We start from the raw sequence: 23,014 nt of genomic DNA on the forward strand, positions 1-23,014 counted from the left end.
AAAGGGTAGTCGCTAAGGTTAGGGTCGTTACTGACAAGCGATAACGCCCCTAACTAAGCGTCGGCAACCCTGTGCTGCTCCAAATATATCCGCGACAATCAGAGCTAAGACGCTTCTCTATTCGAGAAGTTAGGTGCAGATAAAAACTATTAAAATTTGCTATCAACTTGTATATCTCTAACTAAGCTGTCTAGAAAATCACTAAAAGCCTCGTTAGGTGTTTTACCTCCAGTTATACTAGAAACGAAGGAACCTACCTTAAATTTACTATATGCTCCTGTCCTAGGATTATATAATCCTGCATACTCCCAACTCTTATTATTATCATCAACTTGTCGTAGAGCTAAATAGATACTTAACTGCTTCAAATCACTAGTTTTAAACCTACGTTTCACTGTTTTAACTTCATATAAAATATTATCAATTGATACATCGCCTTCTAAGTCTGGAATAAAACCAAAACCTTTTAAAGAAGGTTTAAAGTCAACTTTGGTTGCATTATGACTAGCTATAAAGCCTAAAAAATTATTTGCTAGCTTAATAACTTGATCTATTTCACTTTTATTTAGAATCAGCTCAGCTCTATCATAGTTACCAGATATCCATATGGACTTGGCAGTATATTTCACAATAGCATTTAATATCTCACTATTAGATACAACATCATCAACAGAGCAATTATTGTAAGATTTCGCCACAATATTGAAGGCACACTCGGCTACTAAATCATATCTAATATCATTCGGCATACTAACTTCTAGCTGTTCGAACTTATGAACCTGACTTTCATTAAATACTCGCATAAAATTTGAATTTAAAAATGGGAAGCTTACTTTCCATATAGAGCTAAACTTTTCAGCTATAACACGCTCATTAATCATGATAATACTACTTTATTTTTTTGTTTCCTTTCCCCGAACCATTCTGTTAGAGAGGTCTCTTGGCTTGAAAAAAGGGTTTTGTTATGATTTCTCCAGTGCTTACCTTCGTCATTTAAATAGAATGAAGAGTAGATAATAGCTCTTCTCTCCCAAATACTACTATTATTAAAATTGTTTTTTCTATAAGATAGCCAAAAGTCGCAACTCCAATTAGACATTGCTACGATTATCTGGCGTCTAATAAAAGGATTAGTTATAGAGTCAAAAGTCTTTGAGAAAAACATAGTTTTTTCATCTGTCATAGAAATTGAAAGTATCTGGATAATATAACTAATATTTAATTCTACTTTTGTTAAATAATGGTCGTTATTAAAAAGCTCTAATAAGGCTTTATCAATAGATTGCTGTCCATGTTTTGGTAAATTTTCATAGATACCTCTAAATGCACGTAATATAGTTGTAAATACAGGGGTCAAAGTGACAAGATTATTTTCGTCAAGAAGGACCTGAATTGCTTCTAATTGCTTATCAGTATCAAGAGCCTTAATTGCATTAATAGCTTGTTTAGTCACAACTTGATCAACTCGCGTTTTATTGATTTCTTTAGATAAAATGCCAATAATATCTATTTCTGCGATAGCATCCTTTGTAGATTCATAATCTTCTTCAGATGTATTCGAATATGGATCAAACCTTATAGATATATTGAGCAATTTTTGCTCATCGCTTGAGCTATCTTGAGTTGAAGGCCCTAGAAATTGATGGATTTCCAAAAATTCGGTCGAAGACATAATTTTAGTCTTAGTCTTTTGTAGACTTAACTGATCATTTGCTAGTTTCTGCGTTAAAAACAAAATATCCTTGTATGCTTGAGATTCAGAGTCACAAAATATTGTGTAGTCATCTACATATCGGCAAAATTTTATTTTGTTATTTCTTAGGTGTTCGTCAACATGTCTTAACGCTAACTCAGCGAGTATTCTAGAAGCTGGTCCTCCAACGGGAAGGCCATAGGATATTGTATTAGTAAACCTTGACAAAACTTTCATTATTTTCTTAGTTGTGTCAAATGAATCGTTATCCACTCGTCGTAATTCATTTTCCAACTTATGATGATTAACCCTAGGGTAGAAATCTGCTATATCAGTTTGTATTACATAATTACAACTAGTAGAATTTTCTACACACTGTCTTTTATAATCTAACCATGTGCTATTTTTAAAGAAAGAGTCTTTATCTTCGCTCCATTCATATCTATACGAGAAGACAGTCTTCTCAGCCTCATCAACTCTTTTTAATTCGATACTTTCAGCTAGACTGATTACAAGTCCTAAGAAATAAGCATTCCAAAAAGGTTCAATCATTGTTGCTTTGCGGAAGCCAAAATAGCCGACAGGAACCATTTCTTCAATAGTTGAAGGAGGTTCGCTTGATAAACTGTTCTCAAAATCAGAGTGCATTGCTTCTAATAACTTAACAGCACTCTCATGCTTTTCTTCAAACATATATCTTTCGAACGGAAAAGGGAATATATCTGTATCACCATATTTTGCAATATTTTTGACAGCTTTTTCAAAATATTCTTTCATACAGAGCCTTATTGACTAATGTTGTTTAGACTAAACACCTTTATATATATCTTATTTAAGTATATCAAGTATAAGTAGGCGTAGTGTGACTTCACTCTTTATGAAAGTATAATAAGACTCAACCAATATCTGCCTCGCGCTTTGCGTATTTTATCGCAACCATTTGTTATACTACCCCAACTTTATCGATTAAATGACACCTTATAAAATCCTCCAAAACAGCATGGTAGCCTTATGAAATTCTCAAAGTTCGGTCAAAAATTTACCCAGCCAACTGGCATCTCACAGCTCATGGATGACTTAGGCGATGCGCTAAAAAGCGATCAGCCTATCAATATGTTGGGTGGTGGTAACCCTGCCAAGATTGATGCCGTCAATGAGCTATTTTTAGAGACTTACAAAGCGCTTGGTAATGATAACGATACCGGTGAGGCAAATAGTAGCGCGATTATTAGCATGGCAAATTATTCTAACCCACAAGGTGACGCCGCCTTTATCGATGCCTTAGTTAGCTTCTTTAATCGTCATTATGATTGGAATTTGACGGCAGAAAATATCGCTTTGACCAATGGCTCGCAGAATGCTTTTTTCTATTTATTTAATTTATTTGGCGGCGCATTTAATGATGGCGAAAATCAATCGGTAGATAAATCTATTTTACTGCCATTGACGCCTGAGTATATTGGTTATAGTGACGTCCATGTCGAAGGTCAGCATTTTGCCGCCGTGTTGCCGCATATCGATGAAGTCACTCACGATGGCGAAGAAGGTTTCTTTAAATATCGCGTCGATTTTGAAGCGTTAGAAAACTTGCCAGCGCTAAAAGAAGGTGGCATTGGAGCAATTTGCTGTTCGCGTCCGACCAATCCAACGGGTAATGTGTTGACTGATGAGGAAATGGCGCATTTATCCGAGCTTGCCAAGCATTATGACATTCCACTAATCATCGATAACGCCTACGGTATGCCCTTCCCGAATATTATCTATTCTGACGCGCATTTGAACTGGGATAATAATACGATTTTGTGCTTTAGCCTGTCTAAAATTGGTCTGCCCGGAATGCGTACCGGCATTATAGTGGCTGATAGCGAGGTGATCGAAGCGGTCAGCGCGATGAATGCGGTGGTCAATTTGGCTCCGACACGTTTTGGGGCAGCGATTGCCACGCCATTGGTGAACGATGACCGTATCAAGCAGTTGGCGGATAATGACATTAAACCTTTTTATCAGAAGCAAGCGACATTAGTGGTCAAGCTGTTAAAAGATGCTTTGGGTGATTATCCATTGATGATTCATAAGCCGGAGGGCGCGATATTCTTGTGGTTATGGTTTAAAGACTTGCCGATTAGCACCACTGAACTGTATGAAATTCTCAAAGACAAAGGCACACTTATTGTGCCAAGCGAATACTTCTTCCCGGGTGTCGATGTGACTAATTACCCACATGCGCATGAATGTATTCGTATGAGTATCGCCGCCGATGAGCAAACACTAACGGATGGGATTAAAGTCATTGGTGAAGTGGTGCGTGATATTTATGATAAGGCTAGCAGTCAGAAAGACTAAATCTTTTATTATAAAAATATTGAAACATAAAAAAAACGGACTTATAAATAGTCCGTTTTTTTGTGCTATCACCGAATTCAAATGGTTTAGCGCAGCGCTTTTAACAAAGCTTCAGCACTCATTTTACCAAAAGCATTGGCCGCCAAGGGTCCATCGCCTGAGATCAGCTTTCTGTCTTGATGGGTATGTCCTGTCGCCAGTTTATTGGTAATCGTAACGCCCAAATCTTCTAGCTTTTCGCCAAAGTACCACGGCATCGTTCCGGGTAAATAACCAATTTTTGGCATTTGCTTGTCCATAGCTGTCGGGAACGCTACCATTTTATAACCTTTAAAAATAAAGTCATGATTGTCATTATTGTCTTTATTGTCTTTATCGGCGCTATTAGTATTGTCAGCGCTATCAGGTTTATCAGAGCTATCAGGACTTGCTAAATTAGCCGCCAATAAAGCCGCCGGTCCATGACAAATCGCTAAGGTAAATAAATCCTTGTTATAAGCCCAACGTAGCAAATCGCCAAGGTTATAATCTTCAGGCAAGCCCAGCATTGCCCCATGCCCACCGGGGATAAAGATTGCTGCGTAATCCTCGCTATTTGCCATATCATTTTTGACAAAATCGGCGATACTTTTTGGACTGTTAAGCTTGGATTCATATTCCGCGTAGATTTTTTTGACGTCATCATCGTCCTCTGGCATTGCCCACTGCTCGACTTTGACCGACTCCCCAGTTGGGGTAAAAACATCTACCGTAAATCCTGCTTTTTTAAAATGAAGCAACGGCACCATCATCTCAACCGGATGATTGCCAGTCTTAAACCTCTTATCATTTGCCATAGTCATGTACTGCTGCTCGGTGCAGACCATCAGGATTTTTTTGTTGCCCGTATATGGCGTCTCGTACTCGCTATGATCGTAGTTGGTTTTGTTAGGCGCTGCCAGTTTAAGCGAAGCTTTAGAAGGGGTATAAGCGCCATATTCGGCTTCTTGTGGCTCTAAACCTAAGGTGTCTTTGGCTTTGTCTACTATGTCACTAATATTAAGGTCTGAGATATTCATAACTTTTCCTATTTTATTATTGCTTATATTGGATTGATAGTTAGGAAAGATAGAATAATTGCCTGTCGCTACCTTTCTGATTGTAAGGTAGCAAACTCATAACGCATTAAATAGACCAGAGTTTTTTGACTTTCGTAAGCTTTGTAAATGGTGAGTTGCTCAGCTTTGGCGTTTTAAAAAAGCATCAGAGTAAAAAGCCTTAAAGTAAAAAGCGCAAAGCAATGAGCTTATAAACAATAAAAAACGGACTTAGCGATAGTCCGTTTTTTTCTGCCGTTTAATCATGGGTGTTGCTTTATTAATGGATTGAAACGTCTTTGTCCAAACGGTAAAGCCATAGAATATATAGGAGAGCAGGCAGGTATTAATAATATCATGGATACTGGCCTTGATTTCTACCGCTGTTAACCCCGCCAGACCTAATTCTGTAATCGTATGGCGATTGTCCAAATACTCGCCCAATACAGCAATAGCTGTCACCATGATTAAGGCAATAAATGCTCTAACGCTGTATTTTTTAAATATGGGACGTAGTAGGATTAAGCTCAATAGAAACACGCTGATGCCGACATAAATATGCAACGCATCTTTATCTAATCCTGTGGCGCTCACGACGCCGTTTTTAAAGATATAAAAATCCACGATTTTATTCCGTGTATAAAAGAGAGAAATGAGCTGAGTATAAATGAAAACCGCCAATTATACATTGAGAATAAAAAAGGCAGATTAAGCATTTGCTAATCTACCTTCCTATTTAATCAAAGCTGTTCCATCAAAACTATCAATCGAATATTTAGAGCACACTTTTTAAATGTAACTTATTAAATATTCCAATCGACAAAGTTCTTTAACAGCTGCAGACCTGCGGTGTGGCTTTTTTCTGGATGGAACTGGGTGGCAAATAAATTGTCTTGCAAAATACTGGCACAAAACGGCTGACCATAATCACAAACAGCCGCCACTTGCGATTTATCTGCTGGCGCGCAGTAATAGCTGTGTACAAAGTAAAAATGCGCATTATCCTCGATACCATTCCACAGCGGATGGGCAAAATCCATACTGCTGATAGTATTCCAGCCCATGTGCGGCACCTTAATGGTAACCCCTTGCTCATCTTTCCAAGTAGGGTCAAACGCTTCTACGCTGCCGTCTAAGATGCCCAAGCATTTTGTGCCGCCATTCTCAGCGGATTGATCAAATAACGCCTGCATTCCGACACAGATGGCCATAACAGGCTTGTTAAATACTGCCTGACGTATGACTTCATCAATCCCTGCCTCATGCATACCTATCATACAATCGCGCATCGCACCGACACCAGGGAAGACAATCTTGTCTGCTGCCGCGACTACTTTTGGGTCATTGGTAATAGAAACCTCTGCGCCGACCAGCGTTAGCGCTTTGCCGACTGAGTGCAGGTTTCCCATACCATAATCTAACAATGCAATCTTTGGGGCTCTACTCATCTAAAACGCCTCTTTGGTCGATGGCAAGGTATTCAGCGCACGCTCGTCATACTCACAAGCCATTCGTAGTGCGCGAGCAAACGCTTTAAAGGTTGACTCAATTTGGTGATGGCTGTTTTTGCCTTTAAGATTGTCTAAATGTACCGTCATCCAAGAGTGATTCACAAAACCATAGAAGAATTCGCTAAACAAATCGACATCAAACGTCCCAACATGCGAGCGGGTAAACGGAATATCCATATGAAGTCCTGGACGACCAGACAAATCAACCACTGCACGGGTCAAGGACTCATCGAGTGGCGCGTAAAAGTGCCCATAACGACGAATGCCTTTTTTATCACCGAGCGCTTTTGCAAACGCTTGTCCAAGGGTGATGCCCGTATCTTCAACACTATGATGATCATCGATAAAGGTATCGCCAGTGCATTTGATATCTAAGTCAAACAGACCATGACGCTTAATTTGGTCAATCATATGGTCTAGAAATGGTACGCCAGTATCTACAGTGCCTTGACCTGTACCATCAAGGTTTACCGTACAAGTGACTTGGGTTTCAGCAGTATTACGCGTAACGGTCGCCGTTCGTGCGGCATGACCGAAAAGATTTTGAGCAGAATTTTGATTTTGGTCGGTAGAATTGGCTGTCATGGCTACTCTCTATAAATGAAAAGCGGTCAATAAAATAGGGCGAAAAAGCGCCCAAAAAATCTTGCTAGTATCTAAAAAGGATTATAGAAAAATAAATCTAAGGATAGGGTAAACCTATATAACCTACTAAAATCACAAGCATTGTACGTTAGAAGCACTGTCTACCCTCATCATAACAAACCCCACCATTTACTGCTACGACCAAGCAGTAAACCACGCACAAAATTGCGTCATTCTGCTAAAATAAGGGATTAAGAATTATCAATCATTGCGCCATCATTGCACCATATTCATTCCGTCATGTCAGATAAACATTTAATAGGGAAACACGATGCCTTTAGAAGCCATTGCCATTAACGACTTGCAAACTCCGCTGATTAAAAAGCCGACTCGTAATAATGAATTGGCCGAGCGACTGCAAGCATTGTATGACAGCGATGATAATCAGCCTGATGGCGCTGAAGTATTGGCACTTATAGAGCAAGGCTTTAAACGTGGTCAAACTTTGTATGTCGGCATGTTTAATGACAAACCTATCGCCGCGGTTGCCTGCTTTGATGACGGACAAACCGATGCCAAACGCCTGCAGTATTTAACAGTCCATCAGCAAAATCGTGGTCGTGCCATCGATGCGAAGTTTATCAAACTGGTCTATGATGCCGAAGTGAAAAAAGGCGTGCGACAATTCGTTCCTGTCGATGCCGATATTCACCGTATCATGAGCGAGTATGAGCTCCTGCGCGTTAAGGATTAAATACGAGGTTAAAAGATTAGTTTTGGCTTATATTCGATTATTTACAGGCTTTTCTCACTTATTATACAAAAACCACTTGACAGTAACGCCTATATTTAGTTTAATAGCGCCTCAACGAAGACGGCTCGATAGCTCAGTCGGTAGAGCAACGGATTGAAAATCCGTGTGTCGGCAGTTCGAACCTGCCTCGAGCCACCATTCGTTTAAGCATTCTAAAAAGCCCCAGACATTACTGTTTGGGGCTTTTTTTATGGCTAGAATTAATAGATAAAACTAACAGAATCAATCATTATTTTAATATCACTACTCTTAATTATTTAACATTTTTGGGCTATTTTTATAACGCACTGACTCTCTATACTAAAACTATCGCTAGCCAGCAGATAGAGGATATTATGAGAGAGTTTGATTATGATTTGGATTATAAAAACCTAGACTTGCGCGTGCACCCTGAGCTATACCGCGTCGGTCGCGGTGAACAAGGCGTATTATTGGTCGAACCTTATAAGTCGGAAATATTGCCGCATTGGCGCTTTGCGACGCCTGATATTGCAAAGGAAAGTAGCGAAACCATTTATCAAATGTTTTTAGATTATCTCGCTGCCGATGACTTCGTCGGTGCCGATATGGCGCGCAAATTTATCCAAATGGGTTATACCCGCGCCCGCCGCTATGCCAACCATAAAGGCGGAAAAAAGTATAAAGGGGCGGTTCCGGACGATAAAAAGGGTCAAAGTGGCGCCCATGGTCGCGAAGAACTGCCACGGCAGGTTGAAGATCCCATCAAAGCAGAGTCTGCACGTATATTTAAACAAACTTGGGATAAGTGCCGCGAAAACGACGTGTATCTTAAGATGAAAGCGGAACATCGCGCACGCTATAAAGACGCCAAATAACCGGCTATAAAAATGACAACAATGAATCACAATGACCTCATACGGTTGATTGTGCTACGCTTTATCCTAACTTAATAGTAAGAGCTTTTATTATGTCCAGTAACCCTGCCTCAACACCCATTACACCGCAACTTACTTCACAGCAAAAACCGCTTCTCATCTTTGATTTTGATGGCACGCTGATCGATAGTGTTCCTGATTTGGCGGATGCCACCAATCTAATGCTTGAGCAACTAGGTCGATCTCCCTTCCCTCTTGATAGCATTAAAGGTTGGATTGGTAATGGCGCGCGTGTATTGGTTGAGCGGGCGCTATTAGGTCAGGTGATTGTTGATGATAGCTTAGATAACGAGACGGTAGAGGAAGCGCTGCGTATCTTTTTTGCCGCTTATGGCGCCCTTGATTGTCAAAAAACCACGGCTTATCCTGATGTGAGTGACGGCTTGCATCAGCTTAAAAACGCGGGCTATACCTTGGCACTGGTGACCAATAAGCCGATTCGTTTTGTACCCAAAATATTGGATCATATGGGCTGGACGCCGCTATTTAGTGAAGTAGTGGGCGGCGATAGCTTACCAACCAAAAAGCCAGATCCCGCGCCGTTATTACACGTTTGCGAGTCGCTCGGATTCGATAAATCGCAAGCCGTGATGATTGGTGATTCGATCAATGACATTTTAGCAGGGAAAAATGCGGGCGTGGATACCATTGGGCTATCATATGGCTATAACTATGGTGTGGATATTCGTGATAGTAAGCCAAACTTTGCGTTTGATAAGTTTTCTAGCCTATTACAACTATTGGGCGTATAAAGTTTTTGATAGGGATTCAATATCGTTCTAAAAGTGACGCTATAACCTAACCCTCACCATCGGCATTAATAAACAGACTAATATGATAATTAACGCTTTATCTAAGCGCCTACTTATCCTGCATTAATTGTCGCTGTCGTTTCACTCTTTTCTCTATTTTGTTGAGCCACATTAACCAGACAAATAATCCTATAAAGGCAAAGCTCCAGCAGCAAGCCGCTAAAAGAATGCTTTGAAAATACCCTAACCAAGTGACATTAAGTCTAAATAATGCCGCAGCGGTTATCAACAAGGCTAAGATAAAGACAAAAGGCTTGGCGTTAGTATCACGCAATACTCGGTGTGATCGAGTTCGCGACATCACTGTGAAGGTGAGCGTTCCCAGTGCTCCTATAGTAATGGCGTGCAACGCTTTGGTAATCGGAAAATTGGCTGTTATCAAGCTTAAAGTAATACCTACCCAGCCCACGACAATCCAGCTGTATCCTAATAGCATGGCCAATAAATCGGCACGCCCATAGCTCCACCACGGTCGCCAGCGCAGCACTCGAACCACACAAAGCAGCGCACTACTAAGTAAGAAAGCGGCCATAACGGATTTGGCCCAAGCAAAAGGCATTAGGTTTAATATTGATACTGAAAATAATAAAATTAAAATACTGCCCTCAAACCTCGGCTGAACACGGTCTTTTAAGAACCGGTTTTGACTCTGAAAATGCCCTGCTAATGCTGGCGCTATTATTCGACCTCCCATATAAAACATCAAGATACTTAACAACAACACCGCTTCTAATAAGAACCTCAGACTCCAGTCATCGGGTTGATCGCTTTGCATAGCCGAATGAAAACCAAGCGCCGCTATAGCTAAGCCCACCAGCACAAAGCCTGCCGATTTGTTTCGCCACTTCTTAGCCGTTCGCAGAAAAATAGGCGCAAGCTTCCACACTAATACCCCAACAAAAGCGATGTTAATCATCGCCGTAACCATAATGGTCGGCGCAAACCAAAAACTCAACCTAGCCACCAACCATAACCCAATCACAGTAAAGATATATGGTTTTGGTTGCGGACCCGCAAGGTAACCTGCAATCACCATCAAAGCAAAACCAAAAATCATTTCATGGCCATGCCCCCAAGCGAACTGTAAACCTGTAGGGACCGCAAACCAACCGAGCTGACCACCCACTGATAAAGGTAGGATTAAAGCGGAGTACAACGCAGCAAGCGGAAACCAATAAGTATGAGCAAAAGGGGGTTTGGCTTTGGCTTTCATTAACAAAAGAATCCTTTTATAAAGCCACAGGGGCGCTGAACGGATGGGCGATAAATGTGAGCTTGGAATTAAGTATAGTAAATCGTAAGGCACTATGGGCGAATAACCCAGTGTAAGTCTTGGAGTACTAGGTTTTTATAACCGGTTTAGCGTATGATTAAGCGGTACTTAAGCTTAAACCAGCCAATAAACCGTACGCTATTGGAGACAGAGAATGATTAAAAAAGATGACAGCAACAGAAAATACTCCGCTATTTTGGTCGATGGCATCCAAAAAGCCCCTGCTCGTTCTATGCTGCGGGCGGTTGGTTTTACCGATGAAGATTTTAAGCGCCCACAAGTTGGCATTGCCTCGACTTGGAGCCAAGTGACGCCCTGTAATATTCATATTAATGGCTTGGCGGATGAAGTGGCCAAAGGCGTTTATTTTGCTTATGGAAAACCCATTATTTTTAACACCATTACCATCTCTGACGGTATCGCTAACGGCTACCAAGGCATGAAGTACTCATTAGTATCGCGTGAAGTCATCGCCGATTCCATCGAAACTGTCTCAGGTTGCCAAGGTCACGACGCGATCATTGCCATTGGGGGCTGCGATAAAAACATGCCGGGTTGTCTGATGGCCATGGCGCGCTTAAACCGTCCTTCGCTATTTATTTATGGCGGAACCATTCAGCCAGGAAAAAACCACACCGACATCGTCTCTGTATTTGAAGCCGTTGGAGCCAATGCGCGCGGCGATATGACCGAAGAAGAAGTATTAGAAGTTGAAAGAACGGCTATTCCCGGCCCTGGCTCTTGCGGTGGCATGTATACCGCCAACACCATGGCATCAGCCATTGAAGCGTTGGGCATGAGCTTGCCAGGTAGCTCTGCTCAAGAAGCGATTTCTCCTGAAAAACGTGAAGATTGCCGAAAAGCTGGTGAGGCGATTCAGTGGCTCCTTGATAATGACATTAAGCCCAGCGACATTATGACACGCAAAGCCTTTGAAAACGCCATTACCATGGTGATTGTATTAGGCGGCTCAACCAACGCGGTTCTGCATCTGCTCGCTATGGCCGACGCCATCGGTGTGGAGCTAAATATTGATGACTTTACTGAAATAGGAAAGCGCGTTCCTGTGTTGGCCGATTTACGCCCATCAGGCCGCTACTTGATGTCAGAGCTCATCGAAATTGGTGGCATCGCGCCATTAATGAAGCGTTTATGGGAAAAAGGTTTACTGCACGGAGACTGCTTAACCGTTAATGGTAACACCATCGCTCAAAATCTAGCTAACGTAGAGGATTACCCAGAAGGCCAAGACATTATCAGGCCGTTCGACAATCCCATTAAAGCTGACAGCCACTTACGCATATTACGTGGCAACATTGCACCAACCGGTGCGGTAGCAAAAATCAGTGGTCAAGAAGGCACTCAGTTTACGGGTACCGCTCGGGTGTTTGATTCAGAAGAGTATGCCATGACCGCCATTTTAGATGGCACCGTTGTGGCAGGTGACGTGGTGGTGATTCGTTACGAGGGCCCCAAAGGCGGCCCTGGAATGCGTGAAATGCTGTCGCCGACCTCTGCCATTATGGGTCGCGGATTGGGCAATGACGTGGCGCTGATTACTGATGGTCGATTCTCTGGTGGCAGTCATGGCTTTGTTGTTGGGCACATCACCCCTGAAGCCATGGTTGGTGGCCCGATTGCCATTATTGAAAACGGCGACACCATTACCATTGATGCTGATAATAATGAAATCAATTTAAACATCAGCGAAGCAGACATTGAGAAGCGTTTAAGCACTTGGAGCGCCCCAGAGCCAAACGTCAAGCGCGGTGTACTAGCCAAATACGCCAAAACCGTTGGCAGTGCCTCAGAAGGCGCCATTACCGATAGGTTTTAATCGCTAAATCACTTACTACGGTAACTTAAAGCCTCTGATACATGGGCGCTGGTGATATCATTACTGTCAGCCAAATCAGCAATGGTGCGCGCGACCCGTAATACCCGATGATAACCGCGAGCAGATAGATTTAGACGCTGCTGCGCAAGCTGTAATAATTGCTGCTCGCCCTCACCTAGCTGGATATATTGGTCAATCTCGCTAGGACTGAGCTCATTATTAACCTTGTTTTGTCGTTTTAATTGCTGCTTATGCGCAGCAGCGACTCGTGTGCGGACTTGCTCAGAGGTTTCGCCAGCCTGCGCATTTTGTAAATCAGCAATTGGTAGCGCTGGCACAGTAATATGCAAATCAATCCGATCAAGTAATGGTCCCGATAACTTATCCTGATAGCGTTTAATTTGCTCAGGTCGGCAGCGGCAACGATTCGAGCCGTCACCATCATAGCCACACGGACAAGGATTCATCGCTGCCACCAATTGAAAGTTTGCGGGGAAAGTAAGCTGCGAGTTGGCACGGCTAATGGTGATTTGCTTGGCTTCTAACGGCTGGCGTAATACCTCTAATACTGTACGGTCGAACTCTGGTAACTCGTCTAGAAATAAAACGCCCTTGTTGGCAAGGGTGATCTCGCCAGGTTTGGGACGAGAACCTCTGTCAACTCCAACAATAAGTGTCATAATTAGACATCATTTCTTTATCTACATCCAATTATTACCTAGATTAAATGTCAAATATTACCAGCAATAAGTGTCAGATTATTACAAATTACCAGAAATAGGTGTCATAATGTTCAAACATCAAGCTCGTAAAATAAAACCGACAAGGCGGAGTGTTTCAGGTGTCATTTCTTACAAGAAAAAGCCGCTTGCTTACGAATCGACGTTAGAAAGAGATTTTATTATTTATCATGCTTTTCGGGAAGATGTTAAAAACATTACCCCTCAGCCTGTAAAGATACCTTTTAATAAAAATGGCAGAACCTATCATTACACGCCTGATTACTATGTAGAGTTAGATGCCAAATCGGGTAAATCATTTATTGCAGAAGTCAAACCAAAACAAGAGTGGCAACTAAACTGGCGTGATTGGTCTGACAAGTGGAAGGCCGCTAAACAGTATTGTAAGAAAAAAGGTATCAGATTCATCATATTTGATGAGGATAGAATTAGACATGAGGCGCTTGATAACATTAACTTTCTGAGAACTTATGAAACCATAAGAGTTAATAACGAAGAGGTTGAAGTAATACTCACTGATATTAAGCAACGTGGCATCACTAGTGTTGACTATATCTTAGAGAGGTACTTCAAATCTAAGCTTTACCGACATGATGGACAGGCTCTGGTTTGGCACCTAATGGCAAATAAGCAAATCGGGTTTGATATTTGGGATGACGTTAAAGCCCCGCAAATGGAGGTCTGGCATGTTGGACACTGAAATCGTAACCAAACCAATAGGACTAAGGATGAGTTCTCATTTCGACACTAGCAGTAAATATAGCCGTGACCATATTCAAATGGTGCTTGGCGGCATTTATCGTAATAAAGCTGATAACGATGAGTACCAGCTTATCGAGTACCTTGATGATCTAAATCAAGCCGTGTTTAAAAACTTGCAAACACTAAGAAATCAAGTTTTATCAATCCATGACTTCGATAACGTGATAGACGGTGCAAATACTTCTGTTGTTATCGATCTTAATGATATTGGAGATGATGAATGGCAAGAAGCTCAAAAGAAGTACTTAGCTATCACCCCACTCATTATGGAAGACGACTGGTATGGCGAAGACAACTATCGAGGTGAACAGGGTTATGAGAGAAGATCTAAAGAAGTTGGGGTCTCTAGTCGTACTCTTAGACGATGGGTTGATGCTTATCAATCGACAGGCTCAATTGGATCCTTAATTGATCAAAAAAGAGGCTGGAGAAAAGGGGCTAAACGTCTAAATGGAGAGACAGAAAACCTTATTAGCGAAGTCATCAATAATTTTTACCTTACTGTTCAAAGACCTAATGTGCAAGCCACTATCAGAGAGATTCATAGGCGTTGTTATTTAGAGGATATTGAGAAACCTAGTAAGAACACCATCCGTAACCGTATCAAAGAAATCAAAGAGAAAGACCTATTGCGCGGTCGTGGTCAGAGAAAACGTGCAAAACAAAAATTTACCGCTAAAGCAGGGCAATTTCCTGACGCCAACTACCCTCTCAGTGTCATTCAGATAGACCATACACCAGTAGATTTGATACTGGTTGATGATAAGCATAGAAAGCCCATTGGTAGACCGTTCATTACAGTGGCTATTGATGTCTATAGTCGTATGGTTACAGGCTATTATATTTCACTAGATGCGCCCTCTGTTACTTCGGTTAGCATGTGCATATCACGAAGTATTTTACCAAAAGATGAGTTGTTGCTTGAGTTCGGGTTATCCGATGTGAAATGGGATGTCTTTGGTATGCCAAAAAAAATCCACGTTGATAATGGCTCTGATTTTAGAGCTGAGAGCCTGCAAAAGTCTTGCGCCTTTCATGGTATCAATTTGGAATTTAGGCCAGTAGCAAGACCTGAGTATGGTGGTCATATTGAACGGTTGATTGGCACTATAATGAAACGTGTACATGAACTGCCGGGCACTACCTTCTCTAACATTAAAGAAAAAGACGAATACAACTCTGAAAAACATGCCAGTTTAACCTTGCACGAGTTTGAAAAATGGTTCTTGACCTACATCACGATGGATTATCACGAAAGCATACACTCAAGTATTGAACGTAGCCCTAAAGAACAATGGCGCATAGGTTTATTTGGTGATGGGTTTGAGAGCGGTATTGGATTGCCGTCAATTCCATCAGACCGTCACACACTAGTACTGGATTTTATGCCGAGTGTCGAGCGTACTATTCAAAGAAATGGAGCAACAATAGATGGCTTGCAATATTACGATCCGTGCTTAAACAATTTCATTAATCATACTGATGACAGTGGTAATAAGACTAAGTTTGTCTTTAGACAAGATCCAAGGGATATTACTAAAATATGGTTTTACGACCCTGAGTTACTACAATACTTCCCTGTGCCGCTAGCGAATCAAGTTCTGCCGCCAATTAGTCTTTGGGAGTACAGGAAAGTTTATAAGCAAGTCAAACAGGATTCAGGAACCGTTAACGAGGCGTTGATATATCAAGCATTACAAGATATGCAGACCCTAGTTGAAGAGTCTAAAAATACGACTAAAAAGGTGCTTAGAAGTGAGCAGCGTAAAAAATCTCATACTAAATCGCAAACAATGTACGGCAAGTTGAAATCAGATGAAAGTGAAGATGTAGATATACTAGACACGTTGCCAGAATCGACTAGGGTTTTAAACAAAAAGGCGATAGAGACAAGCCTTGATGAGTCTGATGACAATGATCACGACCTATACTTTGAGGATATTGACTGATGAGCGAATCTTTATACACCCACATTCATGAAAAGTTTAGGCATATCGCTCATCTACCCGATAAAGAAAGGATTGAATTTATCCACTCTCCAAGGTGGGTAGGCTACAACACAGCAAATCAGGTTATTGATGTTATGCAGGGATTGATGAACCATGTAAAGCAACATCGTATGCCAAACTTGCTGCTTATTGGAGATTCCAATAATGGCAAAACCACAATCATAAACCGTTTTTATGATAAGTTTGGAGAAAATTATACGGTTGATGAGACATTAGTTATACCTATAGTCAAAATCCAAGCGCCCCCAACTGCCAGTGAAAAGGATTTGTATATCTCTATTATTGAAGCGTTTAAGCTGCCATACAGACCAACCGATGCTGCCAATAAATTGAGATACCAAGTCGTTAACGCCTTTAGACACACCAACGTCAAGATACTAATTATTGACGAAGTTCATTCAATGCTTACGGGTACAGCCAGACAGCAACGAGCCATTATGAATGTTATCAAATTCTTATGTAACGAATTGCTTATGCCTATCGTGCTTTGTGGCACTAAAGACGCTGTTCGTATTCTACACACTGACCCACAACACGCTAGTCGCTTTGATGTCGCTGAGCTTTCTTTATGGTCAAATGATAAAGAGTTTAAGCGTCTGGTTGGTAGTTTTGAGAAGATTTTACCACTTAAAAAGCCGTCTAAACTCATTGAGACTGAAAAAGTTAATTTAATCTATAGCATTAGTACAGGCAACCTTGGCGATGTTAAGCGTTTAATTAACGATTGCGCTATTAATGCCATTGAGTCAGGTGAAGAAGAAATCACTGTTGAAAGTATCAGGGGCAAGTCATGTCTAAAACCGACCAAAGGGCTACGCAGAATTATTGGGTAAAACCACTGACTTTTGCCACACCTTTTCTATACGGTGAGAGCTTAACATCTTGGCTAGTACGCGCCGCGCTTAGGCACGGATGTAGTCCTTTGACTTTTACCTATTACTACTGGCCTAAGTATCGTATTTGGACGTATGACGTTGATAAAGGTTTTGATCATATCGATGAGCAAATCAGTTCTGATATTGCAACTCTAGCAGGTCACAACATCGATACTTTTGATAATCAAATATTGATCGATTTCTTGGATGATACGTCAGTTAAATCAGACAACAAAAACCCCCTACTTTGGACAGCACCCTTATCAAAACGCAACCGCTATTCAAGGCTAGGTTATCCCTTTTGCCCTGACTGCATGAGCGATGATAAAGAGACTTACCTTAAGTTGCAATGGCGCTTTACATGGTCTGTCTGCTGCACTAAGCATAAGACATTCTTGCAGGTAGATTGTGGGTACTGCAATCAGCCTTATCAGCCCCAGCTTTTAAGTCCAGAGCAGCAGTTCATCAATCGCTGTCACTCCTGTCTTTATAAGATAGATAAAGCTATATCAGATATAACGCCAAGCGCTGCGCTTGATGAGTTTCAACTACTTGCTGATCAGGCTTTTTTAAGTAAGCAAGGCATTGTTTTGGGGCAAGTGGTCAGTATGGCTCAGTGGTTTGAGTACCTGCTATTTTTAATAAATCTAGTGAGGCGAGGTCTGCACAATCCCAACTATATGTTCGGCAAGCTACTGACTGTACTAGAGATTGATACTAGCGCTTTATCACTACCCAAAACGGCACTCAGATTTGATTATTTACCGATAGAAGAACGAGCGTTACTGCTTGAGTGCGCCTACTGCCTATTGCAAGTTGACGGTGATGAGTGGATCAAGGCTTGCTTAGCTCTTAATATTACCCAAAATAGCTTCCAGTGGTCAAAGTACACGGTTATACCTAAAGCCTTTAGCGAGGTATACGATCAGCTCCATAGAGTACCTATGCGGCAACACAAAGCACAATCAGAGGATATACAACCCACCTCACCCAAGGCGGTAATGACGGCATGGAATAGACTTAAGCGCAAAATGCAGATGAGAGAAAGTTATGACAAGCATAGAGAAGACTAAACATCGATGCAACTCCTGCGGTAATAAAAACGTTAAGATAAAAAGACGCTATAAAGATGATACCTATTGCGCCAATTGTTATCGGATATGGTTTGTTAAAAAGCCTTGTAGTCAGTGCGGTGAGATAAATCGTCTGCATAAAAAAGAGGACTTTGCCGTCTGTAGAGCTTGTCGTATGAGTCAGCCCTGCATTCGTTGTGGCGGCGCGGCGGTTAAAAATGGAGCTGATACGGAGTATGGACGAGTCTGTCAGATATGCTATCAGGGCTACTTTAAGGCTGAAAAGGAATGCTTTGAGTGCGGTAAGTTTAAAAGAGGTGTTAGTCGCTACACTAAACTATCTCATGATCAGGCGGTGTGTGTCACCTGCTATCAAAGGCATTTTAGAGCGACATGCCCTCGATGTCACAAGTATAGAGAGCTTGTTGATACTGAGGAAGGTATGGCGTGTCAAAAATGCCATGACTTAGGTGAGATCCCCTGTGAGAGTTGCGATAAGCTTATGCCTGCGGGTATGGGTAAAAGATGTGATGACTGTTACTGGTCACAAAGATTAGAGCATGAGACAAGGACTAACTCTTACCTTTTATCATCCGATCTGATGAGACAAGCTTATACTGCTTTTACAATTTGGTTTAAGGCCGAGCTTGGTAGCAAGACCGCCACTCTTAAACATATCCCCTTCATCAATTTCTTTGTTCACTGTGATGAGCTATGGGGCAAGATACCCTGTTATGAATCACTGGTACATGAGTTCAAGCCAAATGGACTACGTGAGTACCTCACGGTACTGCGGTGGCTGATTAAAACTAAGCAAGTTGTGGTAGACCCTAAGATTAAAGATCAGATTGCAGAGGAAGAGCGCATTGTTAACTTGCTGGCTAAACTTGACGGTAAAGTGCCTCGTTGCATCATTGAATATCATCAATATTTAGAGCAAAAACTGCTTATGGGTAAAACCTCGCTTAAATCCGTCAGATTAGCCTTGCAGCCTGCAATAGACCTATGTACTAAATACGACATCGAAGGCTCGCATACGCCAAGTCAGGAACAATTGGATGGGTATTTGCTAGTTAAGCACGGTCAGTACAGCGCATTGTATGGTTTCATCGCTTTTTTGAACAAAAGTTACGGTTTGAACTTGGCTTGCAATAAGCCTAACAAGAATGATATTCAAAAGCTTAAAAAGAAAGAGATTGAACAGAAAATGATGATACTTTATGAGCAACCTAAGCCGTTATCGCACAAGGATAGATTAGTATGGTTGCAACTTGCGATGGCGTATTTCCATAGTAACAATGTACCAGTGAAAGTTTTGAGAGATTTAAAGTTTGAAGTTGTCGGGAATGAGGCGGTGGAACTCGCTTTTAACCAGAAAAAGTACTATCTGCCGTTAATATAGAAAGCATGCAAAATTTCCCTTTACTCTAAACTATACCAACAAAAATATTAAGCTCATTATTTTGTTGTTATAAGAATACTTATATATAATAAACATGGCTAACGTAATTAGATTATATTGTTTTCACTATCATGGTCATGAGCTTTGGGTTCACATGGTACTTACAACTACAAACTGCAATTAAGGCATAAAAATGGGTTGGGTTACACAGGAACAGTGCGCTTCTTTGTTGAGATTTTTAGATGTATATCCACTTTTAAACAACCACAAAAACCTAAAAATAAAACATTTTAGTTTTTATAGCTCAGAGCTGAAGAATTTAAAACAAACTGTATCATTGTTGGAATTTACTAAGAGAGATAGCTGGGTAAACTATACGACATCAGATAGTAAAACAAAGGTCAGATACGCTAACTCTTTACAAAATATGGGGTTACTTATCGAGAGTGATTCGGACTTAATTCTGAGTGACACAGCCAATCAGGTCTTGAAATATATTAACGATAAAGGGGTAACTTCAGACGACTTAGTCGATAAGGCCTATTCTAGTGATGCAGTTGAGGTTGAGAGGATTATACTTGAGAACCTATTACTTACGTTGAAACAATCGGATGATACAGATGGTAGAGTCTATAAATTCGCTTCTGAGATATTTTTTAGATTACAAGACTTCTATGAATCCTGTGACCATTTAGATATAGATAAGATAGCAAATGACGAGCGTTTACTATATTTCTGTCAGTTAATTAATTCATCAGGCTTTGAACTGAAAAAGTTTTTTAGTATTGCCGACGAAGATGAACGTTTGGAATTAAAGGAGCTTTGGTACAATCTGGCCGAGGATAAAGATTATCCTAATACCGAGCCTACCAATCCATTCGAAAGAGCAATATATATCTATACACGACCGCTCGCAAAAAACACCTTACAGTATGACTTAAGATTTAGGTGCCGAAACATATTTAGCGCATATCTTTTATTGAAAAAAGAATACGATATGCCTGAGATTTCTAGTGAATTCATCGTTTTACGAAAAAATCTTGTTGTTCAAGAGAAACTACTATTAACCCCACTAACCAAAAGAGATGAGCTTAGACTACCTCATCAGCTAATAGTAACCGGTTGTCCGGGATCAGGGAAATCCACATATTTGGATATAGCTGCAAACCAAGATAAAACTTCTCAAATAATACGAGTTTCCGCTCATCCTGAGTACAGTTACAGCGATTTAATAGGTTGCTATAAACCAGTTCCCATATATCAAAAAGCCGATAATATTTTTAGTGCGAATGGAGAGAAATTCGAAAAGGGACTGCCTAGAATTAACTATGAATTTGTCATTGGGCCTTTAGTAAAGCAATTAATACAAGCTATTCAAAACCCAACTTATAACTTTATTTTAATTATAGAAGAGATTAACCGGACAAACGCTAACGCTTTGTTTGGTGACTTTTTTCAACTTCTTGATAGAAAAAATGGTGAGAGTGAGTTGCGGATTGAAGCAATGCCTGATTTAGCAGCAGTGCTTATAGAGCATAATCTTACCTCTGAAGTTAAACTTCCATCCAATTTTTACATCTGGGCCACAATGAATGCGGCAGACCAAGGTGTCTTTTCTCTCGATTCAGCATTTAGAAGGCGATGGGAGTTTATATATCGCGGATATAACGAGGCATGCAAATACCCTGCAGGAAATAGGAGTGTTGTGTATGGCGGAGAAACATATGACTGGGATGTATTTAGAGGTAAAATTAACGTCAAACTTTTAGATTTAGGGGTTCATGAAGATAAGATGATTGGGCCTTATTTTCTTAAAATGGAAGAATTAACAGATCCGAGAAAAATATGTAACAAGCTTTTCTTGTACTTATGGGAGGATGTTCTGAGGTTTCAAAGAAGTGATCTAATGAAATTTAAGAGCTTTGCAGATCTGACATCTAGTTGGAATAACGGGAATGGTTCGCCCCTAGAAATTAATTTGAATAATTAAAATGATATATTGCAAAGAGTCAGATGAGCTTAGTGAGGAAGATTGGCAAGCAAAACTCGAAATTTCTCCACAAGAGCTTAACAAGCTTATTAAGTATGGAGTTCTAAAGGCTTCAAAACTTAAGAAAGATACTTTATTCCTTAAACTTGAATTCGTTGGGGAGATAGTAACAAATAGTTCTTACATAGCTTCACTTCCAAAGTGCTTGAAAGGAGATAGTGAGAATTTTGAAACTGTTAAGCTCGTTAGCGAAGTATTGTCCCACTATTTCGACTTTAGAAAAAAACAGAAGGCTGTTTTTGAAAGTTCTTATGCCGAACTAGTCTTTGAAGACAAACTAAAAACACACGAAACTCAAGAAATCGAAGTATATTTATCTCTGCAAGCATATTTTGAGAGAAGGGGTGTCTACAAGAGATCTGCATTCGCAAGTGTTAAAAGCAACAATCAAAAAATAGATTGGAAGAAGACAGTTCAAAAAAATGATGTTTATTTAGATGGCTGGTCAGCCTTCTATCCTGAGCCATACACTAAAAGTTCTTTTCAAATCGAAAATATCATTTCAAATATTTTCAAGTCCGTCATGTGTCATTTAACAGCTAAATACGCAAGCAAAGATACTGAGAGTTTGATTCACTCAGAATGCCAGACTTATTTATCATTCGATCAATTAATTGATCAATCACAAATATACTGTACTCATGTAAAACTTGAATTACTTCAAACTTTCAACTCTGAAGATATATTAATGTTGCAAATTCTTCATGATTATATTGAAAAAGGCAAAAGCTTTCGCTTTAGAGGCTTGAACGAAGTAAAGCTTTATGGCACTAACAACTTCCAGATTATTTGGGAATATATATGTTCGGGTATATTTAATAACCAATATAGTGACTTGATAGATGGGTTTGCTCAGCCTAGGTGGTTGATAGATAATTACCTATTTGAGAAGAAAGGAAGTTTTACCCCTGATGTATTGCTACATATAAACGATAACTTAATAATACTAGATGCAAAGTACTATTATCCCATTCCTAAAAATATATGCGGTGTATCTGATATTGCTAAACAATTAATATATTCTCAAATAGCAAAATCAGATAAAGTCAAAAATATATTCTTGTTTCCGGGTGATGATAGTTCGGTATCTATGGAGTATCTGGGCTATGTAAGTATTTACGATAATAATGGTGACGAACTCAAAGTATTTACGCCCCAACGAATTGCCGTTGTCAGATTGGCGCTAGTAGGGGCTATTAAAGCATTACTATCAAAAGATCCACGATATGTTGATGAGGTAGTACTTAAAGTAGGTTTATAAGA

The 23,014-nt window shown here is 40.5% G+C and carries 19 protein-coding genes, 1 tRNA gene and 1 pseudogene; 13 read left to right on the plus strand and 8 right to left on the minus strand.

What is annotated here, in order from left to right:
* Positions 1–149: 149 nt before the first annotated feature.
* Both B4K26_RS03600 and B4K26_RS03605 read right to left on the minus strand, forming a co-directional pair.
* Positions 150–881, minus strand: coding sequence for a hypothetical protein (locus B4K26_RS03600; protein WP_296243590.1), 732 nt, complete (start codon positions 879–881; stop codon positions 150–152).
* Positions 878–2,470 (minus strand): RNA-directed DNA polymerase, encoded by a 1,593-nt coding sequence (locus tag B4K26_RS03605; RefSeq protein ID WP_296243591.1) that lies wholly within the window; start codon positions 2,468–2,470, stop codon positions 878–880. Before B4K26_RS03605 ends, B4K26_RS03600 begins: the two co-directional genes overlap by 4 nt.
* A 234-nt stretch (positions 2,471–2,704) precedes the next feature.
* Between B4K26_RS03605 and B4K26_RS03610 the strand changes: the two genes are divergently transcribed.
* Positions 2,705–4,036 (plus strand): valine--pyruvate transaminase, encoded by a 1,332-nt coding sequence (locus B4K26_RS03610; RefSeq protein WP_296243592.1) that lies wholly within the window; start codon positions 2,705–2,707, stop codon positions 4,034–4,036.
* An 86-nt stretch (positions 4,037–4,122) separates the two neighbouring features.
* Here B4K26_RS03610 and B4K26_RS03615 read toward each other — a convergent pair whose 3' ends face one another.
* From B4K26_RS03615 to hisB, 4 genes are all read right to left on the minus strand, one after another.
* Positions 4,123–5,094, minus strand: coding sequence for a DJ-1/PfpI family protein (locus tag B4K26_RS03615; RefSeq protein ID WP_296243593.1), 972 nt, complete (start codon positions 5,092–5,094; stop codon positions 4,123–4,125).
* A 249-nt stretch (positions 5,095–5,343) separates the two neighbouring features.
* Complete coding sequence (locus B4K26_RS03620; protein WP_296243595.1) at positions 5,344–5,736, minus strand: hypothetical protein; 393 nt, start codon at positions 5,734–5,736, stop codon at positions 5,344–5,346.
* Between the two features lie 179 nt (positions 5,737–5,915).
* Positions 5,916–6,560 (minus strand): imidazole glycerol phosphate synthase subunit HisH, encoded by a 645-nt coding sequence (hisH, locus tag B4K26_RS03625; protein WP_296243596.1) that lies wholly within the window; start codon positions 6,558–6,560, stop codon positions 5,916–5,918.
* Positions 6,561–7,208, minus strand: coding sequence for an imidazoleglycerol-phosphate dehydratase HisB (gene hisB, locus B4K26_RS03630; RefSeq protein ID WP_296243597.1), 648 nt, complete (start codon positions 7,206–7,208; stop codon positions 6,561–6,563).
* 331 nt (positions 7,209–7,539) lie between these two features.
* Here hisB and B4K26_RS03635 point away from each other — a divergent pair, with 331 nt between their 5' ends.
* From B4K26_RS03635 to B4K26_RS03650, 4 genes are all read left to right on the plus strand, one after another.
* Positions 7,540–7,962, plus strand: a complete 423-nt coding sequence (locus B4K26_RS03635) for a hypothetical protein (RefSeq protein WP_296243598.1) — start codon at positions 7,540–7,542, stop codon at positions 7,960–7,962.
* 122 nt (positions 7,963–8,084) lie between these two features.
* Positions 8,085–8,160, plus strand: a tRNA-Phe gene (locus B4K26_RS03640).
* A gap of 197 nt (positions 8,161–8,357) precedes the next feature.
* Positions 8,358–8,858 carry a DUF4385 domain-containing protein gene (locus B4K26_RS03645; protein WP_296243599.1) on the plus strand — a complete coding sequence of 167 codons (501 nt, stop codon included), beginning with the start codon at positions 8,358–8,360 and terminating at the stop codon, positions 8,856–8,858.
* A gap of 92 nt (positions 8,859–8,950) precedes the next feature.
* Positions 8,951–9,670, plus strand: coding sequence for a phosphoglycolate phosphatase (locus B4K26_RS03650; RefSeq protein ID WP_296243600.1), 720 nt, complete (start codon positions 8,951–8,953; stop codon positions 9,668–9,670).
* 109 nt (positions 9,671–9,779) lie between these two features.
* Here the strand turns inward: B4K26_RS03650 and B4K26_RS03655 are convergent, their stop codons facing one another.
* Positions 9,780–10,943 (minus strand): NnrS family protein, encoded by a 1,164-nt coding sequence (locus tag B4K26_RS03655; RefSeq protein WP_296243601.1) that lies wholly within the window; start codon positions 10,941–10,943, stop codon positions 9,780–9,782.
* A 214-nt stretch (positions 10,944–11,157) separates the two neighbouring features.
* Between B4K26_RS03655 and ilvD the strand changes: the two genes are divergently transcribed.
* Positions 11,158–12,840 carry a dihydroxy-acid dehydratase gene (gene ilvD, locus B4K26_RS03660; RefSeq protein WP_296243603.1) on the plus strand — a complete coding sequence of 561 codons (1,683 nt, stop codon included), beginning with the start codon at positions 11,158–11,160 and terminating at the stop codon, positions 12,838–12,840.
* An 8-nt stretch (positions 12,841–12,848) separates the two neighbouring features.
* Here the strand turns inward: ilvD and B4K26_RS03665 are convergent.
* Positions 12,849–13,502, minus strand: a pseudogene (locus B4K26_RS03665) (ATP-binding protein); the annotation flags it as partial.
* A gap of 127 nt (positions 13,503–13,629) precedes the next feature.
* Here B4K26_RS03665 and B4K26_RS03670 point away from each other — a divergent pair.
* From B4K26_RS03670 to B4K26_RS03700, 7 genes are all read left to right on the plus strand, one after another.
* Positions 13,630–14,280 carry a TnsA endonuclease N-terminal domain-containing protein gene (locus B4K26_RS03670; protein ID WP_296243604.1) on the plus strand — a complete coding sequence of 217 codons (651 nt, stop codon included), beginning with the start codon at positions 13,630–13,632 and terminating at the stop codon, positions 14,278–14,280.
* A gap of 28 nt (positions 14,281–14,308) precedes the next feature.
* Entirely contained in the window at positions 14,309–16,291 is a 1,983-nt protein-coding gene (locus B4K26_RS03675; protein ID WP_296243606.1) for a Mu transposase C-terminal domain-containing protein, read from the plus strand.
* Entirely contained in the window at positions 16,291–17,184 is an 894-nt protein-coding gene (locus B4K26_RS03680) for a TniB family NTP-binding protein (RefSeq protein ID WP_296243608.1), read from the plus strand. Before B4K26_RS03675 ends, B4K26_RS03680 begins: the two co-directional genes overlap by 1 nt.
* Positions 17,142–18,299 carry a TniQ family protein gene (locus tag B4K26_RS03685; RefSeq protein ID WP_296243609.1) on the plus strand — a complete coding sequence of 386 codons (1,158 nt, stop codon included), beginning with the start codon at positions 17,142–17,144 and terminating at the stop codon, positions 18,297–18,299. The genes B4K26_RS03680 and B4K26_RS03685 overlap by 43 nt, the downstream gene beginning before the upstream one ends.
* On the plus strand, positions 18,277–19,701 hold the full coding sequence (locus tag B4K26_RS03690; protein WP_296243610.1) for a hypothetical protein: 1,425 nt from the start codon (positions 18,277–18,279) through the stop codon (positions 19,699–19,701). The genes B4K26_RS03685 and B4K26_RS03690 overlap by 23 nt, the downstream gene beginning before the upstream one ends.
* Positions 19,702–19,894: 193 nt before the next feature.
* Positions 19,895–21,691 (plus strand): AAA family ATPase, encoded by a 1,797-nt coding sequence (locus B4K26_RS03695; RefSeq protein ID WP_296243611.1) that lies wholly within the window; start codon positions 19,895–19,897, stop codon positions 21,689–21,691.
* Between the two features lies 1 nt (position 21,692).
* The gene (locus tag B4K26_RS03700) at positions 21,693–23,012 is read left to right on the plus strand and encodes an LlaJI family restriction endonuclease (protein ID WP_296243612.1); all 1,320 of its coding nucleotides are present in this window, start codon (positions 21,693–21,695) and stop codon (positions 23,010–23,012) included.
* Positions 23,013–23,014: the final 2 nt, after the last annotated feature.

The sequence above is a fragment of the Psychrobacter sp. UBA6766 genome (assembly GCF_002453355.1).
Classification (GTDB): Bacteria; Pseudomonadota; Gammaproteobacteria; order Pseudomonadales; family Moraxellaceae; genus Psychrobacter.